Raw genomic sequence first — 21,796 nt, forward strand, 5'->3', positions numbered from 1 at the left:
ACAAAGCTGGAGCCACCACGACTCGCAGTATGAACAGCGCACTCAGGACGCCGCCACAGCCTGCGCATTCACCTGAACGCCCGCCGCGGAGGCCCCAGAAAAGGGCATCGCATGAACCCTCTGAATAGGCGCCCGCGCCACGACCGCAGCAGCGGCCTCATCAACCTCACGCAAAAATGCGCGCGCATCCCAATCAACCGGCCAGCCGTTCCAAAGCCGCAGGCGTCCCTCAACAAACACCGCATCAATCTGACTACGATTAGCGAGTCTCACGAGCTCCCATTCGAGCTCCCACGACGGCCGCATTTCCGGCACATCGAGATCCACGAGCAAGAAGTCGGCGGCCTTGCCGCGAGCGATCTCGCCCGTCAACGCACCAAGCCGCACGGCATCGGCGCCCCCACGCAACGCATGATCGACCCACAGCTTGCCGGCACCACACGACGAGTCACCCGTCGCAAACCCAAACGCAAGCCGCTGCGCGGTCTCAGCCGCATCGAGCAACCTGAACGCATCGCTACGCGTCCCATCGGTCCCCAGCCCAAACCGTATACCTAGCGCCGCCATCTGCATCGCCGGCGCCACCGCGTTGCCCTTCCACGAGCTCGCCACAGGGTTGTAGCTCACAGCCGCGCCCGTATCGCGCAGCAGATTCAACTCGGAGGGCGTGACGAGCGTCGCATGCGCGATCAGCGTCTGCGGCCCCAGCGCGCCCGCATGATGAAGATGCTCGATAGGCCGCATCTTGCGCCCCACAATCGAGCGCTCGACCGATGCTAGATGCTCGTTGGCATGCGTCTGGAACACGGCGCCGGCTTCGGCGCACAGGGCGGCAACGGTCTGCAGCATGCCGTCAGAGCCCGCTTCGGGCACCGAAATCGCCAGCGACGGATGCACGAGCGCGTGGCCGTCCCAATGCGCAAGATGCGCCTGCGCTCGCGCGACGATGGCCCCACGCTCGCGCGCATCGATATGTCCGCCCAGGTCGTTGCAAATCATGCCGAGCACGCAACGCACACCCACTTCCTGGGTGGCCGCGGCGATCGTCGAGACGTCGCTGTCCGAGCGCGTGCCGGCGTCGCAAACGGTCGTGAAGCCGCCGCGCAGCGCTTCGAGCGCGGCAAGCTTGGTCGATAAGTACAACATATTGTCGTCGAGGCAGTTCTCGAGCGGGACCCAGATGCGGCGGTAGATCTCCGAAGGCTCGCCGAAGGCGAGCGCCTTGCCGAACGACTGCGTGAGGTGATGGTGCGCATCGACGAATCCCGGCATCAGCAGCTTGCCCGGCAGCGCGAGCGGCGTCAGCAGCGGGTAGCGCGCGACGAGTTCATCGGCAGGACCGATGTCGAGGAACCGTCCGTCGGCGACCACGACCGCATGCTCGCGCACCGGGCCATCGGCGAGCAGCAAATAGTCGGGCAACAGCAGCAGTTCGTCGGCGCACAGTTCGGTGCGCTCGGGAGAGCGGGATGAAGCGGCAGGAGTGCGAATTGGCATGATGAGCTTGGACTGGGTGGGTTCAGTGGCAGGAAGGGTTTTCGTTGACGGCGGCTTCGAGCGCGCTCGCAGGGTGGGTCTCGCGGGTGCGCCAGCGCAGGCTCAGATGCTCGAAGATCAGGTTGACGATCACGGCGGTCAGCGCGCCCATTGCGAGCCCGTTGCCGAGCACGATTTGCAGCGTCGCGGGAAAGCGGCTGTAGAGGCCGGGCACGACGATCGGCAGGATCCCCATCGTCAGCGCGGCGGCGAGCGTGTACATGTTGGCGCGCGAGCGCAGGTCCACCTGGCGCAGCAGGTTGATGCCCATGACACCGATGATCGAGAAGACGATCAGCGCCGTGCCGCCCACGACCGCGGCGGGTATGGCATTGGCGAGGCGGCTCAATGGCGCGAGCACGGCGATCGCAATCAGCAGCGCGCCGGCCATCGCGGTGACATAGCGCGAGCGGATGCCCGTGGCTTCCACGATGCCGATGTTCTCGCTGCTCGTGATGATCAGCGAGGTGCCAAAGAGTCCGCCGAGCACCGACATGAGCGCGTCGGCGCGGATCGTCTGCGGCACGGCCACGCGCGGGTCGATCTCCTTGCCCACGATTTCGGCGATCGCCACGGTCTGGCCCGTGGCTTCCGCCATCGAGATCACGCTGAAGATCAGCAGCGGCAGCGCGGCGAAGAGGTCGAAATGCGGCATGCCGAAAGGCAGCGGCGTGGGCATCGTGATGACGGCGCCGGGCCACACGTTGGCAAAGCTCATCAAGCCCAGCGCCGAGGCCAGCGCCGCGCCCGCGAGCAGGCCGAGCAGCACGGCGAGCTGCCCGAGCATGCCCTTGAAGAGCTTCGCGAACAGCACGGTGAAGCCAACCGTCGCGAGCGCGAGTCCGATCCCGGCCGGGCTGCCGAATTCCGCGGTGCCCGGGCGGCCGACGATCACGACGCCGTAGATGCGGATCAGGTTGATGGCGACGAGGATCAGCATCGTGCCAATCACGATGCGCGGGAAAAAGCGCAGGCAGCGCCTGAACACGGGCAGCAGCAGGAAGTAGAACAGGCCCGTGAGGATGGTCGCGCCGGCGGCCGTGCGCAGGTCGGTTTGCTGCGCGATCAGGACGAACAGCACCACCGGTGCGCCGCCCGGCACCATGATGAACGGCAGGCGCGCACCAAAGCGCAGCGGACCGAACGACTGCAGCAGTGTGCCGATTCCGCAGACGAGAAACGTCGCGCTGATCAGGTCGACGGTCAGCGCGGACGCGAGGCCGAGCGCCTTCGCGACCAGAAAGACCGCCGTGATCGGGGACGCCGCCACGACCAGCACGTGCTGCAGGCCGAACAACATCAATTTGACGAGCGGTAGCCGCTCATCGACAGCGTGAACCTGCTGGGCTTTCGTCATGACTTCGTGTCTCCATTAGTCGCAGACCGCCTCACGTCTGCGAGGGTGTGTCGTTGTTCTGGAAAACCGCTGTGAATCTGAAATCGCATCCCAAATCGATTTGGGATGCGGCGCGAAAAATGGGCGGGCGCCCCAAATCGATTTGCTATCGTAGAATGGTGCGTCAGATTGGCTCTGTCAAGCTGGATTATTTATCGACCGGGTGGTCGCGATAGCACGCGGACGAGGCCAGGCGGTGCGCTGTGCCTGGGCACCTGGCTCACCGCCGGGCCGCCGCGCCCGCATGCGAAAATCCGGGACGTATCCGGTGTTCAGCCGGGAATCATCAGGGACCCACCAGACACACACCAGGGACTCAAGCGAGAGAAACAGCATGCAAAGTCCAGCGCCGCCCAAGCCGCGGCCGACCATTGCCGACGTCGCCCGCGCCGCGGGCGTCTCCACGACTACCGTGTCGCACGCGTTGAACGACAAGGGCTACGTCGATCCGCAAACGCGCCAGCGCGTGAAGGACGTGGCCCGCGAGCTCGGCTACCGTCCGAGCGTGCGCGCGCAACGGCTGCGCACGGGCGAGGCGCGCACCATCGCGCTGATTTCGTCGATGCCGTTCGAGATCGCCGGCGGCGCGTCGCGGCTCGGCTTTCTGATGGAAGTCGCGGCGGTCGCGGCGGCCGCCGCACTCACGCGCGGGCTCGCGCTGGTGCTCGTGCCGCCCGTGATGGCGGGGCGGCTGCCGCTCGAGCAGCTCGACATCGACGGCGCCATCGTGATCGAGCCGACCGCCGACGATGCAAACGTGACCCATCTGCAGGAGCGCGGCCTGCCCGTCGTGTGCCTCGGGCGTTTGCCCGGCAACGACGCGGTGCCGTATGTCGACATCCACTCGTTCGCCACCACGGCCCTGTTGCTGCGCCATCTGCACGAGCAGGGCAGCCGGCAGATTGCACTCTTGATCGGCGCGCAGCAGCGCAATTCGTACGTCGAGTCGCGCGCGGCCTATGAGCGGTTCTGCGCGGAGCACGGCATGACGCCCGTGATTGCGGTGGCCGACGAAGCGGGCGGCGAGGAGGCGGGCCGCGAGGCGTGCGCGGCGCTATTGCAGCAGCATCCGCAGCTCGACGGGCTGTGCGCGCTGGTCGACGCGTTCGCCGTGGGCGCCGTGCAAGGTCTCGCCGATGCCGGCCGGCGCGTGCCCGGCGACGTCAGGATCGCCACGCGCTACGACGGGATTCGTGCGCGCAGCTGCCGTCCGCCGCTCACGGCCGTCGATCTTCATCTCGACGAAATGGCGTCGCAAGCCGTCGCGCTGCTGTTCGATCATCTGGCCGGCAAGGGCGGCGCACCGTCCGCCACGCCGGCCGACCCGTCGCTGGTGATCCGCGAATCTTCGGTTGCCGAGGCGGGGGACGCATAAGGTTGCGCGCGCAACTATCTGTGCGCGCCTCATTGCTCGGACGTCACCCCAACCGCATCATCACGTCGGCGGCTGGCCGCACGCACTGTGCTGCGGCCTCCGGCCTGCCTGCACGCCGGGGTACCCGCATCACTCGACTTGCACGTGCAGCCATTGAGGCAGCGCACCGCCAAACTGGCTGATGCCGACCAGCACGATCGCCCCCACCAGCAGCAGCACCAGCGGATTAACTCGGGTCTTCAGCAGGATGAAGAGCGAGATCACGGCGATCGCCTTGGCGGGCAGGCCGCCATTGAGGGTTCTAAGCAGCACCCATCCCGCCGCGAGCATCATGCCTGCCGCGATGGGCCGCAGCCCCCGTTCGAGTGCGAGTTGCCACGTTGCGCCTCGATAGAGGCTCCAGACATGCGTGACGCCGTAGATGAGGAAACCGGTTGGCAGCAGGAGCGCGGCCGTGGCGACCACCGCGCCCCAGAAGCCGGCGACCTGCCATCCGATCAGCGTGACGAGCAGTGAGCCCGGCCCCGGCGCCATGCGGGAAATCGCGAAGTCGGCGGCGAACTGCGCGGGGCTCATCCACGCGTGCACGTCGACAACCTGGCGTTGAATCTCCGCGATGATGGCCTGGCCGCCGCCGATCGTTACGAGTGACAGCGGTGCGAAGATGGCGGCGAGTTGCCCAAGAATGCGCAGGTTCATCGCGCGCCCCTGCGAATCGCCACGTATTCGTGGCCGATGCTGAGCGCGGCGCCAATCACGACCACCCACACGAGCGGCCAGCGCAAGATGCCGATCGTGAGAAAGGTGGCCGCCATCAGCAGCAAGGGCACCCATTGCCGTCGGACTCGCCTCGCGGTGAGCACGCCTATCGAGAGCGACAGCCCGGTGGCCGCGGCGGCGGCCCCCGCGAGCAGCACCTTGGTCACCGGATGAACGATCAGGGCGCCGATCAGCGTGCCCATCACCACGATGACGATGGCGGGCGGCACGAGCACGCCCGCCACGGCAACGGCGGCGCCGCGCCAGCCCAGCAGCCTGTGCCCGATCCAGATCGCCATGTTCTTGACGTTGATTCCCGGCAGCGCCTGCGAAAGCGCCAGGCCGTTGAGGAACTCGTCCTCGTCGATCCATTCGCGCTCCTGAACGAATTCGCGCAGCAGCCAGCCGCTGAGGCCGCCGCCGAAGCTGGTCAGGCCGATGCGGCTGAAAATCAGAAAGAGACCCAGCAGGGTTGGGCGTGCATGTGAGGGGGGCGTGGTGTCGGTCACGAAAAGGGCGGCAGTCGCAGAGTGGGGTGAGTACCCCGATATTGTCGATTGATGACCTTACAACAAGCTTCCTGCCTCTTTCGGCGAGCGGGACCGCAATCAGCCGTGCTCATTGCGTCAGCGCGACTGCGATGAAAGTCCTGATTCTGGAACAGCGGTTTTCTGTTGAAACGCGAGTTTCGTGTTTGGGCTCAACCTTTAAAAATCGACCAAGGATTAAGTGGGGCTGCGCAACGTTAGATATCGTCATGCGGAATGAAAATAATCGCGTCACGATGGCAGCAATAACATTCGCCGGCAAATAGAAGTAGTTATCGTTTGTTGGGCGCCGGAAGGGGGCTGGTTTCGGCTAGCCGGGTTTTCCCTTGTGCTGAAAATAACCTGGGCGGCATATTCTGGTTTTCTGTCTTCGATAAGATGTACGGGGGGGACCCATTATCGGGTTGCGGTTGAGTTACGGGGTCGAGCGAAGCGGTGTCTTCGCTTTGTCAAAAATGGGTACGCGGCTCGCGGAACCCTAAAACAGCACTGAACAAGCTTGAGAAATGAAGCGACGCCTCAAAACGGTCGTTTGCCGTTTCAACAAGGGGAAGGGCGCGCGAGGTCGCACGAGCCGCTGGGCCACGCCGGCGGCCCTGGTCATCCTTTTGCTGTGCTTTCTCTGGACGCGCACGCTCGCGGATTCCCATTCGCCGCGTCAGTCCGTGCTGCGCGTGCTCGCCTGGCCCGGCTATGCGGACGACGACTGGGTCCACGCGTTCGAAAAGCGCTTCCACGCCAGAGTCGAAGTCACGCTCGTCGATTCCGATGAAGCGCTCTGGGCGCGCATGCATAGCGCCGTGCCGCCGCCATTCGACGTGCTGGCGGCCAATACCGCCGAGATCGAGCGCTATGCCCACGACGGCATGCTCGCGGCGCTCGACCTCTCGCGCATTCCGAATCGCCAGTGGCAGCAGCCGTATTTTCAGCGGCTCGCCGCCATTCGCGGGCTCGTGGAGGCCGGCCATGCCTACGCGATTCCGTTTACCTATTCGTCGATGGGGCTCATCTACGACCGCAAGCAGATTCCGGATCCACCGCACTCGATGCGCGCGCTATGGGATCCGCGCTACCAGGGCAAGGTGCTCGATTTCAACAGCGCGCAGCACAACTTCTCGTTCACCGCGCTGGCGCTCGGCTATCGCGATCCGTTTCACCTGTCGCCCGAGCAGATGCGCACCGTCACGCGCGAGCTCGTGAGCTTGCGGCGCAATCTGCTCACGTATTACACGCTGCCTGAAGAGGCGACCGCGCAGTTCGTCCAGCACCATGTGGCGCTGATGTTCGGCAATTACGGCACGCAGCAGGTCGAGCAGTTGCGCGAGGCGGGCGTGGACGTGGGTTACGTGATTCCGGACGAGGGCGCGCTCGCCTGGCTCGATTGCTGGGCGATCACGCGCAACGCGAGCAATCCGGCGCTGGCCCACGAGTGGATCAACGCGATGCTCGAGCCGCAGATCGGCAAGCAGCTGACGCAGCGCGAGGGGCTCGCGAACACGATGACACCGGTATCCGGCAATGCGTCCGGCGAGGTTTCCGGCGCGGGGCCGCATCTCGTCTGGCTGCAGCGCGTCGAGAACGTCGGCGAGCGCGAAGCGCTGTGGCACCGGATCGAGTCGGGCGACCGGTTGAGGAGCTTTCCGGAATGATCAAGCTCGGTCTGACTTCGAGGCTCTCGATCCTGCTCGTCTTCATTGGCGTGCTGGCGTCGGGCGCGACCGGCTACTCGACCTATCGCGCCAATCGCCAGATGCTCATGCACGAAGCGGAGCACAGCCTGCTCACCTCGACGCAGTTGCTGAGCCAGCGTTTCACCGCGGCGCTCGGCGACGTCGCCGACGACGCCCTCGTGCTCGCGAGCTTGCCTTCGTCCGAGATCGTCGCGCGGGGCGGTTCGCCCAGTCCCGCCGACGCAAGGCTCAAGCAGGTCTTCCGCGGCTTCATGCAGCATCATCCCGAGTACCTGCAGATACGCCTGATTTCGCGCTCCCACTACGGGCTGGAGCGCATTCGTGTCGATCGCGGCGCGCAAGGCGTCGAGGTCGTGCCCGACGATCAATTGCAGGAGAAGGGCCAGTTTCCCTATGTGTTCGACACGCTTTCGGCGAACGCGGAGCGCGTCTACATCTCGCCGATCGGCCTGAAGGAAGGTCCCAGTCCGGACCCGGGTCAGGAGCAGCCGGTGGTGAGGGTCGGCACGCCGATCGCGGATGAACACGGCGAAAAAGTCGGCGTGCTGGTCATCGACGTCGACTTGACCCAGGTGTTCAAGCGCATCGAGCGCGACCTGCCCGCCGACTACGTGGTGTACATGGCCAACGAGTGGGGCGATTTTCTCGTCCATCCAGATCCGGCCCAGACCTTCGGTTTCGAGCGCGGCCGGCGCGTGCTGATGCAAAAGAGCTTCCCGGCCACCGCGCCGCTGTTTGACGGCGGGCGCACCAGCCTGACGTTCAACGGCTACGCGCACGCGCAGGAGCCGCCGGCCGAGGTGTTCGCGTTCGTGCGTTCGCCGTTCGGTCTCGTGGACGGCAACCGCTTCATCGCGCTCGGTCTCGCGCGGCCGCTCACCGACGTGCTCGCGTCCGCCAACGCGCTCGGCGCGCAGATCGTGCGGCTCGTGCTGATCTCGAGCACCCTCGCGATCCTGCTGGCGGTCCTGTTTGCGCGCGCGCTGGCGCGGCCGCTGCGCACGCTAGCGGATGCGGTCACGCATATCTTCGACGAAGACGCCATGGAGCGTTTGCCCGTTGGGCGCTCGGACGAGATTGGCGTGCTTGCGCGCTGCTTCGATCGCATGCGCAGCGAGATCCGCTCCCAGGTCGATGCGCTGCATACACGGCAGGAGGAGCTGACTCACCTTGCGGGACACGACACGCTCACGGGCTTGCCGAACCGGATGCGCTTCATGGAGCAACTCGAGCTGGCGATACGGCGCGCGTCGGTCAGCGGCGAGACGCTGGCCGTAATGTTCGTCGACCTGAATGGCTTCAAGCAGATCAACGATCAGCTCGGACACTCGGCCGGTGACCGCACCCTCATGGTGGTCGCGCAGCGCCTGCGCGCGGCGTTGCGCGGCTCGGATGTCGTCGCCCGCTTCGGCGGTGACGAGTTCGTCATCCTGTTGACCGGCGTGCGAACGCCCGAAGCGATACGCGTCACGGCGGCCCGCATCGAGGCGGTGATGGAGACGCCCGTTTCGCTCGGCATCCACCTGATGACCGTAGGCGTGAGCATCGGCATCAGCGAATTTCCGGCCGACGGCGATCATGCCGAAGCACTGCTCGCGAAGGCGGATACGGCCATGTATGTGGCCAAGACATCGGTGGATACGCGCTATGTCCGCTATGGGGATCTGGCCGAGCGGCCAGGCGCGGACCTTGTCCCGCGCGGCCCTTAAGCTGCCACGGCGGCGTGCTGGCCGGGCCACGAAAACGGACCACGACAGCAACGCGCGCTCAGGCGAGCCCCACGCACACGGCCACGACGATCGAGCCGATCAGCAGCACGGCGCCCACGGTCTTGCGCTTGTTCAGCTCGGTCCACAGCAGCACGCCCGTGAGCGAGAGCAGAATCAGCGCGCCGGCGAAGCTGTCGATGAACAGCACCCAGCCGATGCTCATGCCCACGCCCTTGTGCAGGTTCGTGAGCGTCGCGAGCAACGCGTTGTCGTTGCGCTTGAGCGTGAGGTGATCGTTGCCGGCCCAGTACTCGACCGTCACGCTCTCCTGAGGCGACGAGAACATCATCTGCCAATGCTCGGGCTGCACGGCCTTGCGATCGCCCCAGGCCACCGTGTGCGCGGGCTCTTTCTGCACGCGGCCCATGCGCGCCGGCAGCTTGAGATCGGTTTGCGACCTCAGCCACTTCACCATCTCGCGCGGCGTCTCGGGCGCGGGGCTGGGCACCGCGAGCTCGAGCGTCGAAACCTGCGGCGCGCCTGCCGGGATGTGCAGCGGCCCGGCGCGGTGGTTGAGCACGAAGCCCGTGGTGCCGAAGAGCAGGCCGAGTGCCGCGCCCCAGAGCCCCACCCAGCCGTGCACCTTGCGCAGCCACTTGATGAAATTCGCGCGGCGCGAGCGCTTCGTGTGTTCGGTGCGTTCGATGGACTCGTCGCGGGCTTTGGCGTCACGGCGCGTGCGCGGCGCATCGATTTCGGCGGTGCCGGTCAGGCTCATGTTTCGCTCCAGAGTCGCAGAAGATTGTGATAGCAGCCCACGAGGCTGCGGCGCGCGCCGGCGTCGGCGTCGCTGGCGTTCAGCCGCTGGATGGCGGTGTCCATGTCGAACAGCAGCGCGCGTTTGGTGTCGTCGCGCACGAGGCTTTGCACCCAGAAGAAGCTCGCCACGCGCGCGCCGCGCGTGACCGGCTTCACCTGGTGCAGGCTCGTGGCCGGGTAGACGATCAGGTCGCCGGCCGGCAGCTTCACTTCCTGCACGCCATAGGTGTCTTCGACCACGAGCTCGCCGCCGTCGTATTCGTCGGGAGAGGAGAGGAAAAGCGTGACCGACACATCGGTGCGCAGCTTCTGGCCATTGGGCAGCACGCGCACCGCGCCATCGACATGGCTGCCGAATGTCATGCCGCCTTCGTAGCGGTTGAAGAGCGGCGGGTACACCTGGTTGGGCAGTGCCGCGCTGATGAAGAGCGGATGGCGCTCGATGGCCGCGAGCACCACGTCGCCGAGCTCGCGCGCGAGCGGCGTGTGCTCGGCAATCTGCTGATTGCGCTTCACGGGGGCGCCGGACCATCCGGCCGTGGCGCGGCCGTCCACCCAGGCCTCGCCTGCGTGGTCGAGCCGCTCGCGCAGCGCGCGCACCTGCTGGGGGGCCAGTACGTTGGGGACGTGGATCAGCATTGCCTGCTTCCCTGGTTCGTTGCGTGTTGCATGGTCACAGCCGGCTGTTTCAGAACCGGTAATCGGCCGTCGCGAGGAAGGTGCGGCCGATACCGGGCACCGAGCGCCCGCCATCGGATTGAATGAGGGCGTCGTAGTAGAACTTGTTGGTGAGGTTCAACAGGTTCAGGCGCACGTCCCACTTCTTTTCGTGGTACTCGGCCATGGCATCCCAGCGCGTATAGCCACCCGTCTCCACATAGTTCGTGTTCGCCGCATAGCGCGAGGACATGTAGGTCGGCCCGCCGCCAATTTCCCAATGCGGCGTGAACGCATAGGTGGTCCACAGCGTGAAGGTGTTGCGCGGCGTGTTGGCCGGCGTGTGCCCCTGGGTGCCGTCGAGCGCCTTGAGCACCACGCCGTCCATATACGTATAGCCCGCGAACACCTGCCACTTGTCGGTGATGTGGCCCGTGGCGCCGGCCTGGAAGCCACGCACGCGAATGTCGCCTTCGAGCGTGTATTCACCCGTCGAAGTCTGCGTGCGCGCATTGTCCATCTCCTGCTGGAAGAACGCCGAGGTCACCGAGAGATTGCCGCCGAGCAGGTCCCATTTGCTGCCCACTTCATACGACTTCGTGTGCTCGGGCGCGAGGTTCTGCGTGTTGTTCGTGACCGTGAGCGCCTCGAGCGACGGGTCGAACGAGGTGCCGTACGAGAAGTAATACGACTGCCAGTCGGTGGGCTGCCAGATCGCGCCCGCGCGCACGCTCGTGAAGGTATTGGTCTGGTCCGCATAGGACGGCGCACTGACCGTGTTCGCGATGTGCGCCTGGAAGCGATCCCAGCGCACGCCGCCAACGAGCTTCCAGTGCTCGCCGATCGACATCGTTTCGTTGATGTACGCGGCAATCGAGGTCGCGCCCGATTCCGCGTGATTGCCCACCGTCTGCGTGACGTTCGATGGCGTCGGAATATAGACGGGATCGATGAGCGAGACGATCGGCAGATTGTTGCGCGTATAGGCCTGGTTCGTATAGCTGTCGTGGCCGACCTCCACGCCCGCGATGATCTCGTGCTTCAGCAAGCCTGTCGTGAAGGTGTATTGCGCCATCGTATCGTTGTAGATCGAGTGGTTCTCGATCACGCGGTCGTGGCTCGCGAGCTTCACATAGAGATCGGAAAGCGGCAGCGTGGTGTAGTTGCCGTTGCTGAGCGCGGTGCTCGACGCGAGCGGGCCGGTGAGCACGGCGCCCGCCGCGGTCTCGCGCGCGTCGGTGAGCGAGTGCGAGAACTGCGTCTGGTTACTGATCTTGAACTGGTCGTTGAACTTGTGATCGATGCGCGCCTGGACCGTTTGCACGTCCTGGATCGTGCGGTCGTCGGTGAGGCCATAATACGTGCTCTTCGACGGCGCGAACGGATGACCGTTGATCGACTGCACGCCGTAGTCGGGCATATCGTAGTTGTGCTGAATGAGCGCCGAGAGCGTGATTTCCGTGGGCGTGCCGATGCCGAAGCGCAGCTCGGGTGCAAAGCCGTAGTCTTTGTTCTTCATCTCGTCGCGCGTCGAGCCCATCGACTGGCCGAACGCGTTCAGGCGGAACGCGGCATGGTCGCCCAATGGGCGGTCCACGTCGAGCGTCGTGCGATAGCGGTCGTCGGTGCCGAGCGTGGCCGACACTTCGGTGAGCGGCTTGAGCGTCGCCTGCTTGGTCACCTGATTGATCACGCCGCCCGTCGAGCCGCGCCCGAACAGCATCGACGAGGGGCCGTAGAGCACTTCGATCGACTCGAGATCGAAGGTGTCGCGATAGTACTGGTTGCGATCGCGAAAGCCGTCGAGATAGATGTCGTTCTGGGCCGTGAAGCCGCGCAGGTTGATGTTGTTGCCGATCTGCCCGCCTTCCGCGCCGCCGATCGTGATGCCCGGCGCGTTGCGCAGGGCGTCCTGAAACGAGGTGGCGCCCTGCGATTGCATCACCGCCTTGTTGATGACCGTGACGGTTTGAGGAATGTCGCGCAGCGCCGTGGGCGTCTTCGCGCCAACGGTCGACGTTTCTGCCTGGAAGTCCTGAACAGGGGCCTGGCCCGAGACGGCAACCGCGGGCAAGGTGGCGTTATCCGTTGCCGGGCGCTGGCTTGCCGGCGTGGCCTGGGCCTGTTGGGCGGGTGGCGGCGTGACGGCGGCGCCGGAGGCCGCGGCAGGCGCGCTTTGCGCGAGCGCGGACGAAGCAAAAGGTACGGCAAAGGCCAGCGCGAGCGCACTCGCGAGCGGCGTCCTGTTCAACATGGGGTCCCTGTGCAAGGAAAAAACCGGGCGATCGATGGCGCACGGGTGGCGCGAAAGGCGCGGGCGGGTTGGCTGGCGGGGCCGCCCCACATGCACGGGGAAACGACACTAAGCTGGCTGGTTCTGTTTAAAAGCGTCCCGGGCGTTCCACGGGAATGAGAATCGATATCATTCCATATGCTTCAAATTGTTTCAATCGGGGCGGCGAGATTTCAGCAATATTTCGGGCTTTGGAGTTCATCGCTGTTAAAGTAATGTAAATGTAATTATAAGAATGATTATTGTAATTAATTGTGCTTTCTTCTGATGTATTTGGCGCGGTGCAGCGCAACACCAGCGGCATCACTTGTCAGATGAAATGCGCCGCCTATACTTTTTCCATTGCCCTGAAGATGGCTGAGGAGGTGATCACCCGAATGAAAGAAACGATAGACATCTGAGCGCCGGGAAAAGAGCGGTCATGCCGCGAGCGCGCGCTGACGTTTCGCCTGAGTGGCGAGCGCAGTGCGATGACGATGGCATAGGCCGGGCCGATGGCAACCCTTAGGGAGGGGCTCCATGATGACCTTGCTCGACCAGGAAATTGCACACATCACTCGCGCGGTGCGGTTCTCTTTGTGCAGACCCGCCGATGAAACCGCCTTGCCGGCCGCTTATTGGCGCCGGCGGCTCAATCAATTGCTCGCTTCGGAGCACCTGACCAAGGCGCAGCTGGTGGCGATCGACTCGCTGCTGAGCGAACTGGACAGCTACGAGGTTCACAACGCCGTGAACCGGCGCAGCGGCGGGTATGCGGGGCGCCACTAACGCAACGCCCGGCCTCGCGGCGCTCACGCGCTCATCGAACCCAGCACGTTCATGATTTCCTCGGCGAGCAGCAAGCTCGCGAGGCCCCGTCCGTGCTTTTCGCGGCGCACGAGCGAGAGCACGTTCTTGCTGAACGCACGGTCGCGAATCTGCCGGTACGTGAGCACCTCCTGGCGGTACTCCTCCGCAATGTCGTACTTGCTGAGAAAGGCAATGCCCTCGCTCGCGGCGGCGAGGCGCTTCATCGTCTCGATCGAATTCGTGCGGAAGGCGGGCTCGACGCTGAGTCCCGCCTCCTCGAAGGTCTCGGCGACGATGCCGTGAATCAGCATGGAGCGGTCGGCGAAGATGAGCGGATACGAAGCGCAGTAAGCGAGCGGTATGGACTCCATGCGCGCCAGCGCGTGCTTCGGCGAAATCACGGCGCCGAGGCTCGTGTCCATTTCCCAGAGGCTTTCGAGTTGAGGCGAGGGCGGCAGGTTGAAGCCGAGCCCGAGATCGGCCTCGCCGCTCACGAGCGCCTCATGAATCTCGCGCACCGACATCACGCGGATCGAGATCTTGATATGGGGGTGGTGCGCGCTGAAATTGGCCGCCGCAGTGGAGGCAATGCCGCTCGCGAGGCCCGTGACCGTGGCGATGATGACCTCGCCCTTTTGCAGCGTCTTGAGATTGCGTATCTCGGCCTCGACCTGGCGGTATTCCGCCATGGTCTTGCGCACATGGGCCAGCAGGATTTCGCCTGCCGGTGTGGGCCGCAGCCCGCGCGGCAGGCGCTCGAACAGGGGCTCGCCAATTTCCTCTTCAAGCAACAGCACGTGCTTGTTGACGGCGGAAGCCGCGACATGGAGTTTTTCGCCGGCGCCGCGGATGGACCCGCACCTTGCGACCTCGTCGATATAGCGCAGCGTTCGTGAATGCAGCATGTTCGCCTGTCTCCGCTGGTTTCTTATGGTCGGCCCATCGTACTCGAAAAGCGTACGCTCCGTGCAAAAAACACTGCTTTTTAGTTACGGTGATTTCGGTTTTCATTACCCCAGTCGCGATCGCCGGCGAGTGGGGTCCGACAAAAAATCAGCCTCGAACTAATTGATGAAAGTGAGACTAGCCATGTACCAGGAAGTCAGCGAGAGAAACGCCAGTGCAGCGGGCCAACGCGACCAGGTCGCCACCCACTACGACCAGGTGAGGGCGATTTTCGACGTGCTCAACGGTAAAAAAGAAGCCGACCTGCTTCTGAAGAACCTGAATATCCTCGATGTCCACAGCGAGACGATCTATCAAGGGTCCATTCTCGTGTACAACAAGCGCATCGTTGCCCTGAATCCCGACGAGACGGCCATCAAGGTGCGCCAGGTATTCGACGGCGAAGGCCTTTATGCCATTCCCGGCTTGATCGATGCGCATATCCACTTCGATGCGCAACTGGCTCATCCGGCGGCGTTTGCCGAGGCCATCGTGCCGTGCGGCACGACCACCATCTTCTCCGAATGCCTCGACTTCGTGAGCGCCGCGGGCGCGGAAGCCGTGGAGGCCACCGAGCAGCTATTCCAGAACCACGAACGCTTGCCTTACCGCGTGTTTGCGTTTGCGCCCGGCAAGAAAACGTCGGTGGCGGTGACCGACGCGCTGTTGAAGATGGACCCGGTGATCGGCCTCGGCGAGCTCGCGCACCTCACCTACAGCAAGGGCAACGACGACGATTTCCGCAAGTCGGCGCTGGGACGCGCGAAGGGCGGCTTCATGAATACGCACTGGGGCGTGACCACGCTCTCGGACATGATGCTGAACTACATGCCCGCGATTGGTGCGTTCGCGAATCACGATGTCTGGAAGGAAGACGACATCGAAAAGAGCGTCCGTTACGGTCTTCAAACGCAAATCAAATTCGGCGTGGGCAGCAGCGAGGTCATCAAGATCATGTTGCGCGCGATCGTCAAGCGCAAATGGCCCGCGGAGAATTTCCAGCTGTGCGCCGACAATATTTCGGTCGACCGCCTGCTGACCCAGGGCCACATGGACTGGATCGTGTCGCTGTGCGCGGAGATGGGCATCGAGCCGATCAAGGCGATCAAGATGGCCACACTCTACACGGCGCGCGCCTTCCGTATGGATAACAAGTTCGGCTCGCTGACGCCGGGCCGCTTCGCCGATATCGTGCTGACCGACAGCCTGTCGAAAATCAATCCGCGTTTCGTCTTCAAGGACGGCGAGCTGGTTGCCAAAGATCGCAAGCTCCTCAAGCATGCCGATATCGACTATTCCAGCATGGCAAAAAAGCCGGTTCCCGGTCTTGCCGACTTGACGCCCGGGCAACTGGACCTCGTGCCGCTGGAAATCTCGGCGGACGGCAAAGAGGCGAAGGTCTACCTGTTCGACGTCTATGGCCGCGGGCATGAAAAGTTCTATCAGGAAGTGTGGGTGCCGCTGCGCGACGGCAAAGTCGTCCCGGAACTCGCGGGGACGCGGCTCAACCGCATCTCGGTCGTGCAACGCTATGCCGACGGCAAGCGCCATGTGGTCAACGGCCTGTTCAAGGGCGTGTCCATCGAGCGCGGCGCCGTGGCGACGTTCTGGCCGGCGCCCAAGGCCTACTTCGTCGCGGTCGGGCAGGACAGCGCGGAGATGTGCCATTGCCTGCAGCAGGTGGACAGCCATGTGGGCGGCTGCATCGTCACCGAGGACAAGGCGGTCAAGGCGGTGCTGCCGCTGGACATCTATGGCGTGATGGCCAACATGAGCCTTTCCGAACTGCTCGCCGCGACCCGCGCCATCGACGCGGCACTGGAAACGCTCGGCAACCGCAATGAGGGTGAACCCGTGGTCAACAAGCTGCTGACCTTGTTCATCTCGCTGGACCGCTTTGGCTTCATGGTCTGAGGCCGGCGCCGCTGGAGGAGACACGGGTGGACGCCCCAGTATCGGAAGGGGCGTCCAGTACGGCATAAAAGAAGGAAGACAACGAAGGGAACGTCATGGCGCATCACGAAAGGGAAGCTGAAGTCATCGATACCGGCAGCCTGAAACGGCGCTGGGCCACCTACATCATGGGCATTTACATCTTGACCATGGGGATCAGTCTCGCTATCCGGGCGGGCATAGGCATCTCTCCACAAAGCAGCCTGACCCGGACGATGACCCTGGTGTACAAGCCGCTGAGCCAGGGCACGTACAACTTCATGCTCGAGTTGTTCATGTTGTTCCTGACCTTTCTGGTCTTGCGCAAGGATTTCAAGCCGAAGCACTTTGCGTCGTTGATTCCGGCATTCGTGCTGGCGACCTGCCTCGATCTCAACTTGATGCTGACGCGCTCGATCGGCTTTCAGGACTATCTGCCGAAATTCGCCTTGCTGGCGGGCGCGGATGCCTTGCTGGCATTCGGCCTGTTCCTGATGATCCGCGCGAATCTCGTGCTCATGCCGATCGACATGTTCGTCAATTCGGTTTTCGAGCGCACCGGTTGGCGGTGGGGCGACATCAAGACGGCCTTCGACTGCACGCTGCTGCTCATCAGCGCAACGATCGGCTTCATATTCCTTGGGAAGCCTGAATTCATCCGGGAAGGCACCTTCATGAACGCCATTCTGGTTGGGCAGTACATCAAGCTCTACTTCTTCCTCTTCAAGAAAATGAAGGGCGCCGTGACGTCGTATCAGCAACGCTCGCTCGAGCATCGCACGAACTAGCGTCGGCTGCCGGGGGTTCGAAGCTCGCCCGCCCTGGCCGGAGGTGCCGGGGGCGACCCCGCACACCCACCGCTGACTCACGAACGTCTGATCACCCGCGAGTCGCGTCTGCCGCCTGGCCGCAAGGCCTGCATCGAATGCCTGATTCGAGGCGTCAATCATGACGCTGGCACGCGCTCGTCCTTCTAAATAGCAAAAGAGACCATGCCATGCTGACGCAAAGTGCCTGCATTGCCACGCCCAAAAAAATCTGCAGCGTTGCTGCGACCTTCGCCCTGATGCTAATGAGCGCTCACGCCTGCGCACAATCGAGCGTGCAGTTGTACGGGATTGTCGACGCGTGGGCCGGCTATTTGCGGATTCCCGGCCAATCGGGCGCCGCCGAATTGGGCGGGGGCGGTCTGTCGACCTCGTTCTGGGGATTTCGCGGTCAAGAGGACCTGGGCGGCGGTTATAAAGCCATGTTCGTCGTGGAGGGCTTTTTCCGTCCACAGAACGGCCAGTACGGCTCGTTCAACGGCGACCCGATGTTCTCGCGCAACGCGTATGTGGGCATTGCCTCTCCCTATGGGGCGTTGACGCTGGGGCGCCAGAGCAGCTTGCTCTATTTGCAGTCCGCACAATTCAATCCGTTCTACGCTTCATTCACGTTTTCGCCGACCATCAATCAGCTGTATTCGGCGTTGGGCACGTACCCCGGCTATCGTACCGATCAGGGTATTCCTGGTGGTACATCGTGGAGCAACGCGATCCAGTATGCGACGCCCGATTTCAGCGGCCTGAACGCTCACGTGATGTATGCGTTCGGCAATCAGGCAGGGGACGACGGCGCCAAAAAATTCTCCGCACAGGCAACCTATACGCGAGGCCCGCTAGCGATCGGGGCGACTTACCAATACCTGAATTTCAGCTCCACGCCAGGGGACCTCGGCAACCTGCTGCGCGGCTTCCAAAGCCAGACGGCGCTGCAATTGGGCGCTTCGTACAACCTGAACTTCGTGAAGCTCTATGGCGAATACACCTATACCGGCAACAAGCTGCTCGTCAGCAGCTTTCACGTCAACATGCTGGAGGGCGGTCTGGCCGTGCCGGTGGGAGTGGGCAGCATCCTGGCTGCGTACGCATGGTCGAGCGACAACAGCAATCTGGACCAGACACGGCAGACCGCTACGCTGAGCTACGACTATCCGTTCTCCAAGCGTACCGATGTCTACGTCGGCTATATGTACGACCACGTTTCCAGGCTCTCTAGCGGGACGACCTGGGGCGCCGGCATTCGAACGCGTTTCTGAACGAGTTGATGATGAAGATGCATTAACTAGTTCCGAAATGTCGTTTGGCGTTTCATCGGCTGAATCAATACACTCTGTCCCGCGTCGCGACCTGTGCCACCCACAGCCGGCGCTTTTCCGGCCGCAGGGCTTATCGTGTGCGGCCGGCCCCACGATGAAGGCGACACGCACGTCGGCCGGTTCAGTGCGTTCATGCCGCTAGCGGGTGGGAGCAGAACCAGACGTGCGTCGTCATCTGAGACAAACAAGGAGACAGCGCACGTCATGCGTTCACAACCCGATAATCCATCCCCGAGCTCATCCGGTTCCGGTTCACGATCGAAGGCACCCAAGCTCCACCGCGGACTGCAGGCGCGCCATCTGCGCATGATCGCCATTGGCGGGTCCATCGGCACGGGCCTGTTCGTTGCCGCGGGCGCCTCCATCTCGCAGGCAGGTCCCGGGGGCGCGATGCTCGCGTACATGGTGATCGGCTTGATGGTCTTTTTCCTGATGACGAGTCTCGGCGAGATGGCGGCCTTCATGCCCGTCTCGGGATCGTTCGCGGCCTACGGCGCGAAATTCGTCGACGAAGGCTTCGGCTTTGCGATCGGCTGGAACTACTGGTATAGCTGGGCCGTGACCATTGCTGTCGAGCTGGTGGCGGCGCAGCTCGTGATGCACTACTGGTTCCCCAAGATCCCGGGCGTCTGGTGGAGCGCGCTCTTTCTCACGCTGATCTTCGCGCTCAACGCCTTGTCGGTGCGCGGCTTCGGCGAGGCCGAATACTGGTTCGCGCTGATCAAGGTGGTGACGGTCATTGCGTTCATCGCGGTGGGCGTCCTGATGATCTTCGGCATCATGCAGGGCGGCCCCAGCAACGGCTTCGAAAACTTCACGATCAAGGACGCGCCGTTCGTCGGCGGCTGGGCCTCGATGCTCGGCGTGGCGATGATCGCGGGATTCTCGTTCCAGGGCACCGAAATGATCGGCGTGGCCGCGGGCGAGGCGGAAAACCCGAGCACGACCATTCCGCGCGCGGTGAAGCAGATCTTCTGGCGCATCCTGCTGTTCTACGTGCTGGCGATTTTCGTGATCGGCATGATCATTCCCTATACCGATCCGAACCTGCTGAAAAGCGACGTGACCGATATTGGCGTGAGCCCGTTCACGCTGGTGTTCCGTCACGCGGGCCTCGCGTTCGCGGCTGGCGTGATGAACGCGGTCATCCTGACCGCCGTGCTGTCGGCCGGTAATTCGGGCATGTATGCGTCCACGCGGATGCTCTACAATCTGGCGGTCGAAGGCCGCGCACCGAAGCTGTTTGCGAAGGTCTCGGCGGGCGGCGTGCCGCTCAACGCGCTGTACGCGACGACTGCCGTGGGCGCGCTGTGCTTTCTCACGTCGCTCTATGGCGACCAGACGATGTACCTGTGGCTGCTGAATCTCTCGGGCATGGCGGGCTTCATCACGTGGCTTGGCATTGCGATCAGCCACTACCGGTTCCGCAAGGGCTTCCTGAAGCAGGGCTACCGCCTCGAGCAGCTGCCGTACCGGGCCAAACTGTTCCCGTTCGGCCCGATTCTTGCCGCCGTGCTGTGTTCGGTCGTGACGGTCGGCCAGGACTATCAGGCTTTTCTGGCCGACAAGATAGACTGGGCAGGGGTGGCCGCAACCTATATTGGCTTGCCGCTGTTCTTCGTGGTCTGGTTTGGCTACGCGATCGTGCGCAAAAGCCGTCTGGTGCGCTACGAAGACATGGAGATCGCCCCTTGGGTCGAGCGCCATGCAAAGAGCCAGTTCGGGACCGCATCGAGCGAGAGTCACGCGGGCTATATGAACGCCCAGCCGAAGGTGGCGCCGGACGCATGATCTCACGCGCCGGACGATGACCGTTGCACCGGCGCAGCGCTCAGGCGTATGCGCCGGTGCATTGCAACAAGGATGCGAGGCGGCTGAGCCGAAGCGCCCGCATCAGATTCACCGTTTTTTTGAAGCCAAATCGCATGCAAAACTTCTACGAATCCACCGTTACTCGCCAGCCTTACCCGCAACTGAGCGGCAAGGTTGACGCGCAGGTCTGCATCATTGGTGGCGGCCTTGCGGGCCTGAACACCGCGCTTGGGCTCGTTGAGCGCGGCGTGCGCGACGTTGTGGTGCTCGATGGCGAGCGCGTCGGCTTTGGCGCATCGGGGCGCAACGGCGGCTTCGTGTTTGGCGGCTATAGTCTCGACAATGGCGACCTGCTCAGCACGTTGGGCGCGGGCAAGGCGCGCCATCTGTATGGCCTGACGATCGACGCCGTAGATCTGATTCGCGCGCGGATTGCGCGCTATGGCATCGATTGCGATCTCGTCGACAAGGGCGTCATGCTGGCGAACTGGTTCGACGATCAGTCGAGGCTTGATGGATTGCGCTCGCTGATGAAGCGCGATTTCGGCGTCGAATGGGAGCCGGTGGCGAAGGATGCGCTGCGTGCACGGCTGAAGACCACGCGCTATCACGGCGGGCTCTTCGAACCCAACGCGTTTCATTTTCATCCGCTCAAGTACGTGCTTGGCGTGGCGAATGCCGCGGCGCAGGGTGGCGCGCGCATTTACGAGCAATCGCCGGCGCGGTCGATCGAGCGCGACGGCGCGGGATTCATTGTGCGCACACCGAATGGCACGGTGACGGCCAAGGATGTGGTATTCGCGTGTGGCGGCTATGCGCGCGGGGTTGTGCAGCGCATCGAGCGCGCGGTTCTGCCGATCGCGACTTATGTGATTGCTACGGAGCCGCTTGGTGCGCGGCTTGCTGATGCGATTGATGCGCCTTATGCGGTTTATGATACGCGGTTTGCGTTTGATTATTATCGGCCGTTGAAGGACAGCCGCATTTTGTGGGGTGGGCGCATCTCGGTGCTCGACCGTGGGCCGGAGGCTATTGCACGGCTGCTCAGGCGTGATCTCGTGCGTGTGTATCCGCAACTGGCGGATGTGAAGGTTGAGTTCGCCTGGGGCGGGTTGATGAGCTATGCGCGGCACAAGATGCCGCAAATCGGGCGCGATGGGGATGGTGTGTGGCACGCTATCGCGTTTGGGGGGCATGGGATGGCGCCTACTACGGTGGCCGGTGAAACGCTCGCGGATGCGTTGGCGATGGGTGAGCCGGTGCCCGAGGGGTTTGGCGCGTTTGGGTTGACGCGGACATTTGGGATTGCTGGGCTTGCTGCTGCGCAGCTTACTTATACCGCCTTTCAGGCGCGTGATGCGATTGCTGCCTATCGGAATTGATAGGTGGTTTTTT

Annotated in this window: 18 protein-coding genes; 10 read left to right on the forward strand and 8 right to left on the reverse strand. The window is 63.5% G+C overall.

Translation table 11 applies throughout. The annotated features are described in order from the left end of the window. Window positions 1–42 precede the first annotated feature (42 nt). Both BO1_RS55360 and BO1_RS55365 read right to left on the reverse strand, forming a co-directional pair. Complete coding sequence (locus BO1_RS55360) at window positions 43–1,497, reverse strand: amidohydrolase family protein (RefSeq protein WP_043288918.1); 1,455 nt, start codon at window positions 1,495–1,497, stop codon at window positions 43–45. 22 nt (window positions 1,498–1,519) lie between these two features. Further along, the gene (locus BO1_RS55365) at window positions 1,520–2,893 is read right to left on the reverse strand and encodes a uracil-xanthine permease family protein (RefSeq protein WP_063744756.1); all 1,374 of its coding nucleotides are present in this window, start codon (window positions 2,891–2,893) and stop codon (window positions 1,520–1,522) included. 373 nt (window positions 2,894–3,266) lie between these two features. On the opposite strand from BO1_RS55365, the gene BO1_RS44170 reads away from it, so the two are divergent. Then, window positions 3,267–4,307, forward strand: coding sequence for a LacI family DNA-binding transcriptional regulator (locus BO1_RS44170; protein ID WP_028223042.1), 1,041 nt, complete (start codon window positions 3,267–3,269; stop codon window positions 4,305–4,307). Between the two features lie 129 nt (window positions 4,308–4,436). On the opposite strand, the gene BO1_RS44175 is transcribed toward BO1_RS44170, so the two are convergent. Both BO1_RS44175 and BO1_RS44180 read right to left on the reverse strand, forming a co-directional pair. Beyond that, window positions 4,437–5,006: a chromate transporter gene (locus tag BO1_RS44175; RefSeq protein WP_043288919.1), complete on the reverse strand. Its 570-nt coding sequence runs from the start codon at window positions 5,004–5,006 to the stop codon at window positions 4,437–4,439. Continuing rightward, a complete protein-coding gene (locus tag BO1_RS44180; protein WP_028223044.1) occupies window positions 5,003–5,575 on the reverse strand; it encodes a chromate transporter in 573 nt (190 codons plus the stop codon). The genes BO1_RS44175 and BO1_RS44180 overlap by 4 nt, the downstream gene beginning before the upstream one ends. Window positions 5,576–6,120: 545 nt before the next feature. On the opposite strand from BO1_RS44180, the gene BO1_RS55370 reads away from it, so the two are divergent. Then, the gene (locus BO1_RS55370) at window positions 6,121–7,263 is read left to right on the forward strand and encodes an ABC transporter substrate-binding protein (protein ID WP_043288920.1); all 1,143 of its coding nucleotides are present in this window, start codon (window positions 6,121–6,123) and stop codon (window positions 7,261–7,263) included. Further along, window positions 7,260–9,014 carry a sensor domain-containing diguanylate cyclase gene (locus BO1_RS55375; RefSeq protein WP_043288921.1) on the forward strand — a complete coding sequence of 585 codons (1,755 nt, stop codon included), beginning with the start codon at window positions 7,260–7,262 and terminating at the stop codon, window positions 9,012–9,014. Before BO1_RS55370 ends, BO1_RS55375 begins: the two co-directional genes overlap by 4 nt. Before the next feature lie 58 nt (window positions 9,015–9,072). Here BO1_RS55375 and BO1_RS44195 read toward each other — a convergent pair whose 3' ends face one another. Genes BO1_RS44195 through BO1_RS44205 form a run of 3 tightly spaced genes read right to left on the reverse strand, consistent with a single transcriptional unit; the run spans window position 9,073 to window position 12,744 of the window. Beyond that, the gene (locus tag BO1_RS44195; protein WP_028223045.1) at window positions 9,073–9,792 is read right to left on the reverse strand and encodes a PepSY-associated TM helix domain-containing protein; all 720 of its coding nucleotides are present in this window, start codon (window positions 9,790–9,792) and stop codon (window positions 9,073–9,075) included. After that, window positions 9,789–10,472 (reverse strand): Fe2+-dependent dioxygenase, encoded by a 684-nt coding sequence (locus tag BO1_RS44200; protein WP_028223046.1) that lies wholly within the window; start codon window positions 10,470–10,472, stop codon window positions 9,789–9,791. Before BO1_RS44200 ends, BO1_RS44195 begins: the two co-directional genes overlap by 4 nt. A gap of 49 nt (window positions 10,473–10,521) precedes the next feature. After that, window positions 10,522–12,744 carry a TonB-dependent receptor gene (locus tag BO1_RS44205; protein WP_028223047.1) on the reverse strand — a complete coding sequence of 741 codons (2,223 nt, stop codon included), beginning with the start codon at window positions 12,742–12,744 and terminating at the stop codon, window positions 10,522–10,524. 293 nt (window positions 12,745–13,037) lie between these two features. On the opposite strand from BO1_RS44205, the gene BO1_RS59915 reads away from it, so the two are divergent. Then, complete coding sequence (locus tag BO1_RS59915) at window positions 13,038–13,184, forward strand: hypothetical protein (RefSeq protein WP_156992753.1); 147 nt, start codon at window positions 13,038–13,040, stop codon at window positions 13,182–13,184. A 118-nt stretch (window positions 13,185–13,302) separates the two neighbouring features. Beyond that, window positions 13,303–13,551: a hypothetical protein gene (locus tag BO1_RS55380; protein WP_043288922.1), complete on the forward strand. Its 249-nt coding sequence runs from the start codon at window positions 13,303–13,305 to the stop codon at window positions 13,549–13,551. Window positions 13,552–13,574: 23 nt separating this feature from the next. Here the strand turns inward: BO1_RS55380 and BO1_RS44220 are convergent, their stop codons facing one another. After that, window positions 13,575–14,477 (reverse strand): LysR family transcriptional regulator, encoded by a 903-nt coding sequence (locus BO1_RS44220; RefSeq protein ID WP_028223048.1) that lies wholly within the window; start codon window positions 14,475–14,477, stop codon window positions 13,575–13,577. Between the two features lie 166 nt (window positions 14,478–14,643). Between BO1_RS44220 and BO1_RS44225 the strand changes: the two genes are divergently transcribed. The 5 genes from BO1_RS44225 (at window position 14,644) to BO1_RS44245 (ending at window position 21,783) form a co-directional block, all read left to right on the forward strand. Beyond that, window positions 14,644–16,431 (forward strand): adenine deaminase C-terminal domain-containing protein, encoded by a 1,788-nt coding sequence (locus BO1_RS44225; RefSeq protein ID WP_028223049.1) that lies wholly within the window; start codon window positions 14,644–14,646, stop codon window positions 16,429–16,431. A gap of 95 nt (window positions 16,432–16,526) precedes the next feature. Then, window positions 16,527–17,237 (forward strand): YczE/YyaS/YitT family protein, encoded by a 711-nt coding sequence (locus tag BO1_RS44230; protein WP_028223050.1) that lies wholly within the window; start codon window positions 16,527–16,529, stop codon window positions 17,235–17,237. Window positions 17,238–17,446: 209 nt separating this feature from the next. Further along, window positions 17,447–18,529 carry a porin gene (locus BO1_RS44235; protein ID WP_043288923.1) on the forward strand — a complete coding sequence of 361 codons (1,083 nt, stop codon included), beginning with the start codon at window positions 17,447–17,449 and terminating at the stop codon, window positions 18,527–18,529. Between the two features lie 264 nt (window positions 18,530–18,793). Continuing rightward, on the forward strand, window positions 18,794–20,380 hold the full coding sequence (locus BO1_RS44240; protein ID WP_028223052.1) for an amino acid permease: 1,587 nt from the start codon (window positions 18,794–18,796) through the stop codon (window positions 20,378–20,380). Between the two features lie 134 nt (window positions 20,381–20,514). Next, the gene (locus tag BO1_RS44245) at window positions 20,515–21,783 is read left to right on the forward strand and encodes an NAD(P)/FAD-dependent oxidoreductase (RefSeq protein WP_028223053.1); all 1,269 of its coding nucleotides are present in this window, start codon (window positions 20,515–20,517) and stop codon (window positions 21,781–21,783) included. Window positions 21,784–21,796: the final 13 nt, after the last annotated feature.

Origin of the sequence: Paraburkholderia oxyphila NBRC 105797, assembly GCF_000685075.1 — a bacterium.
GTDB classification, from domain to species: domain Bacteria; phylum Pseudomonadota; class Gammaproteobacteria; order Burkholderiales; family Burkholderiaceae; genus Paraburkholderia; species Paraburkholderia oxyphila.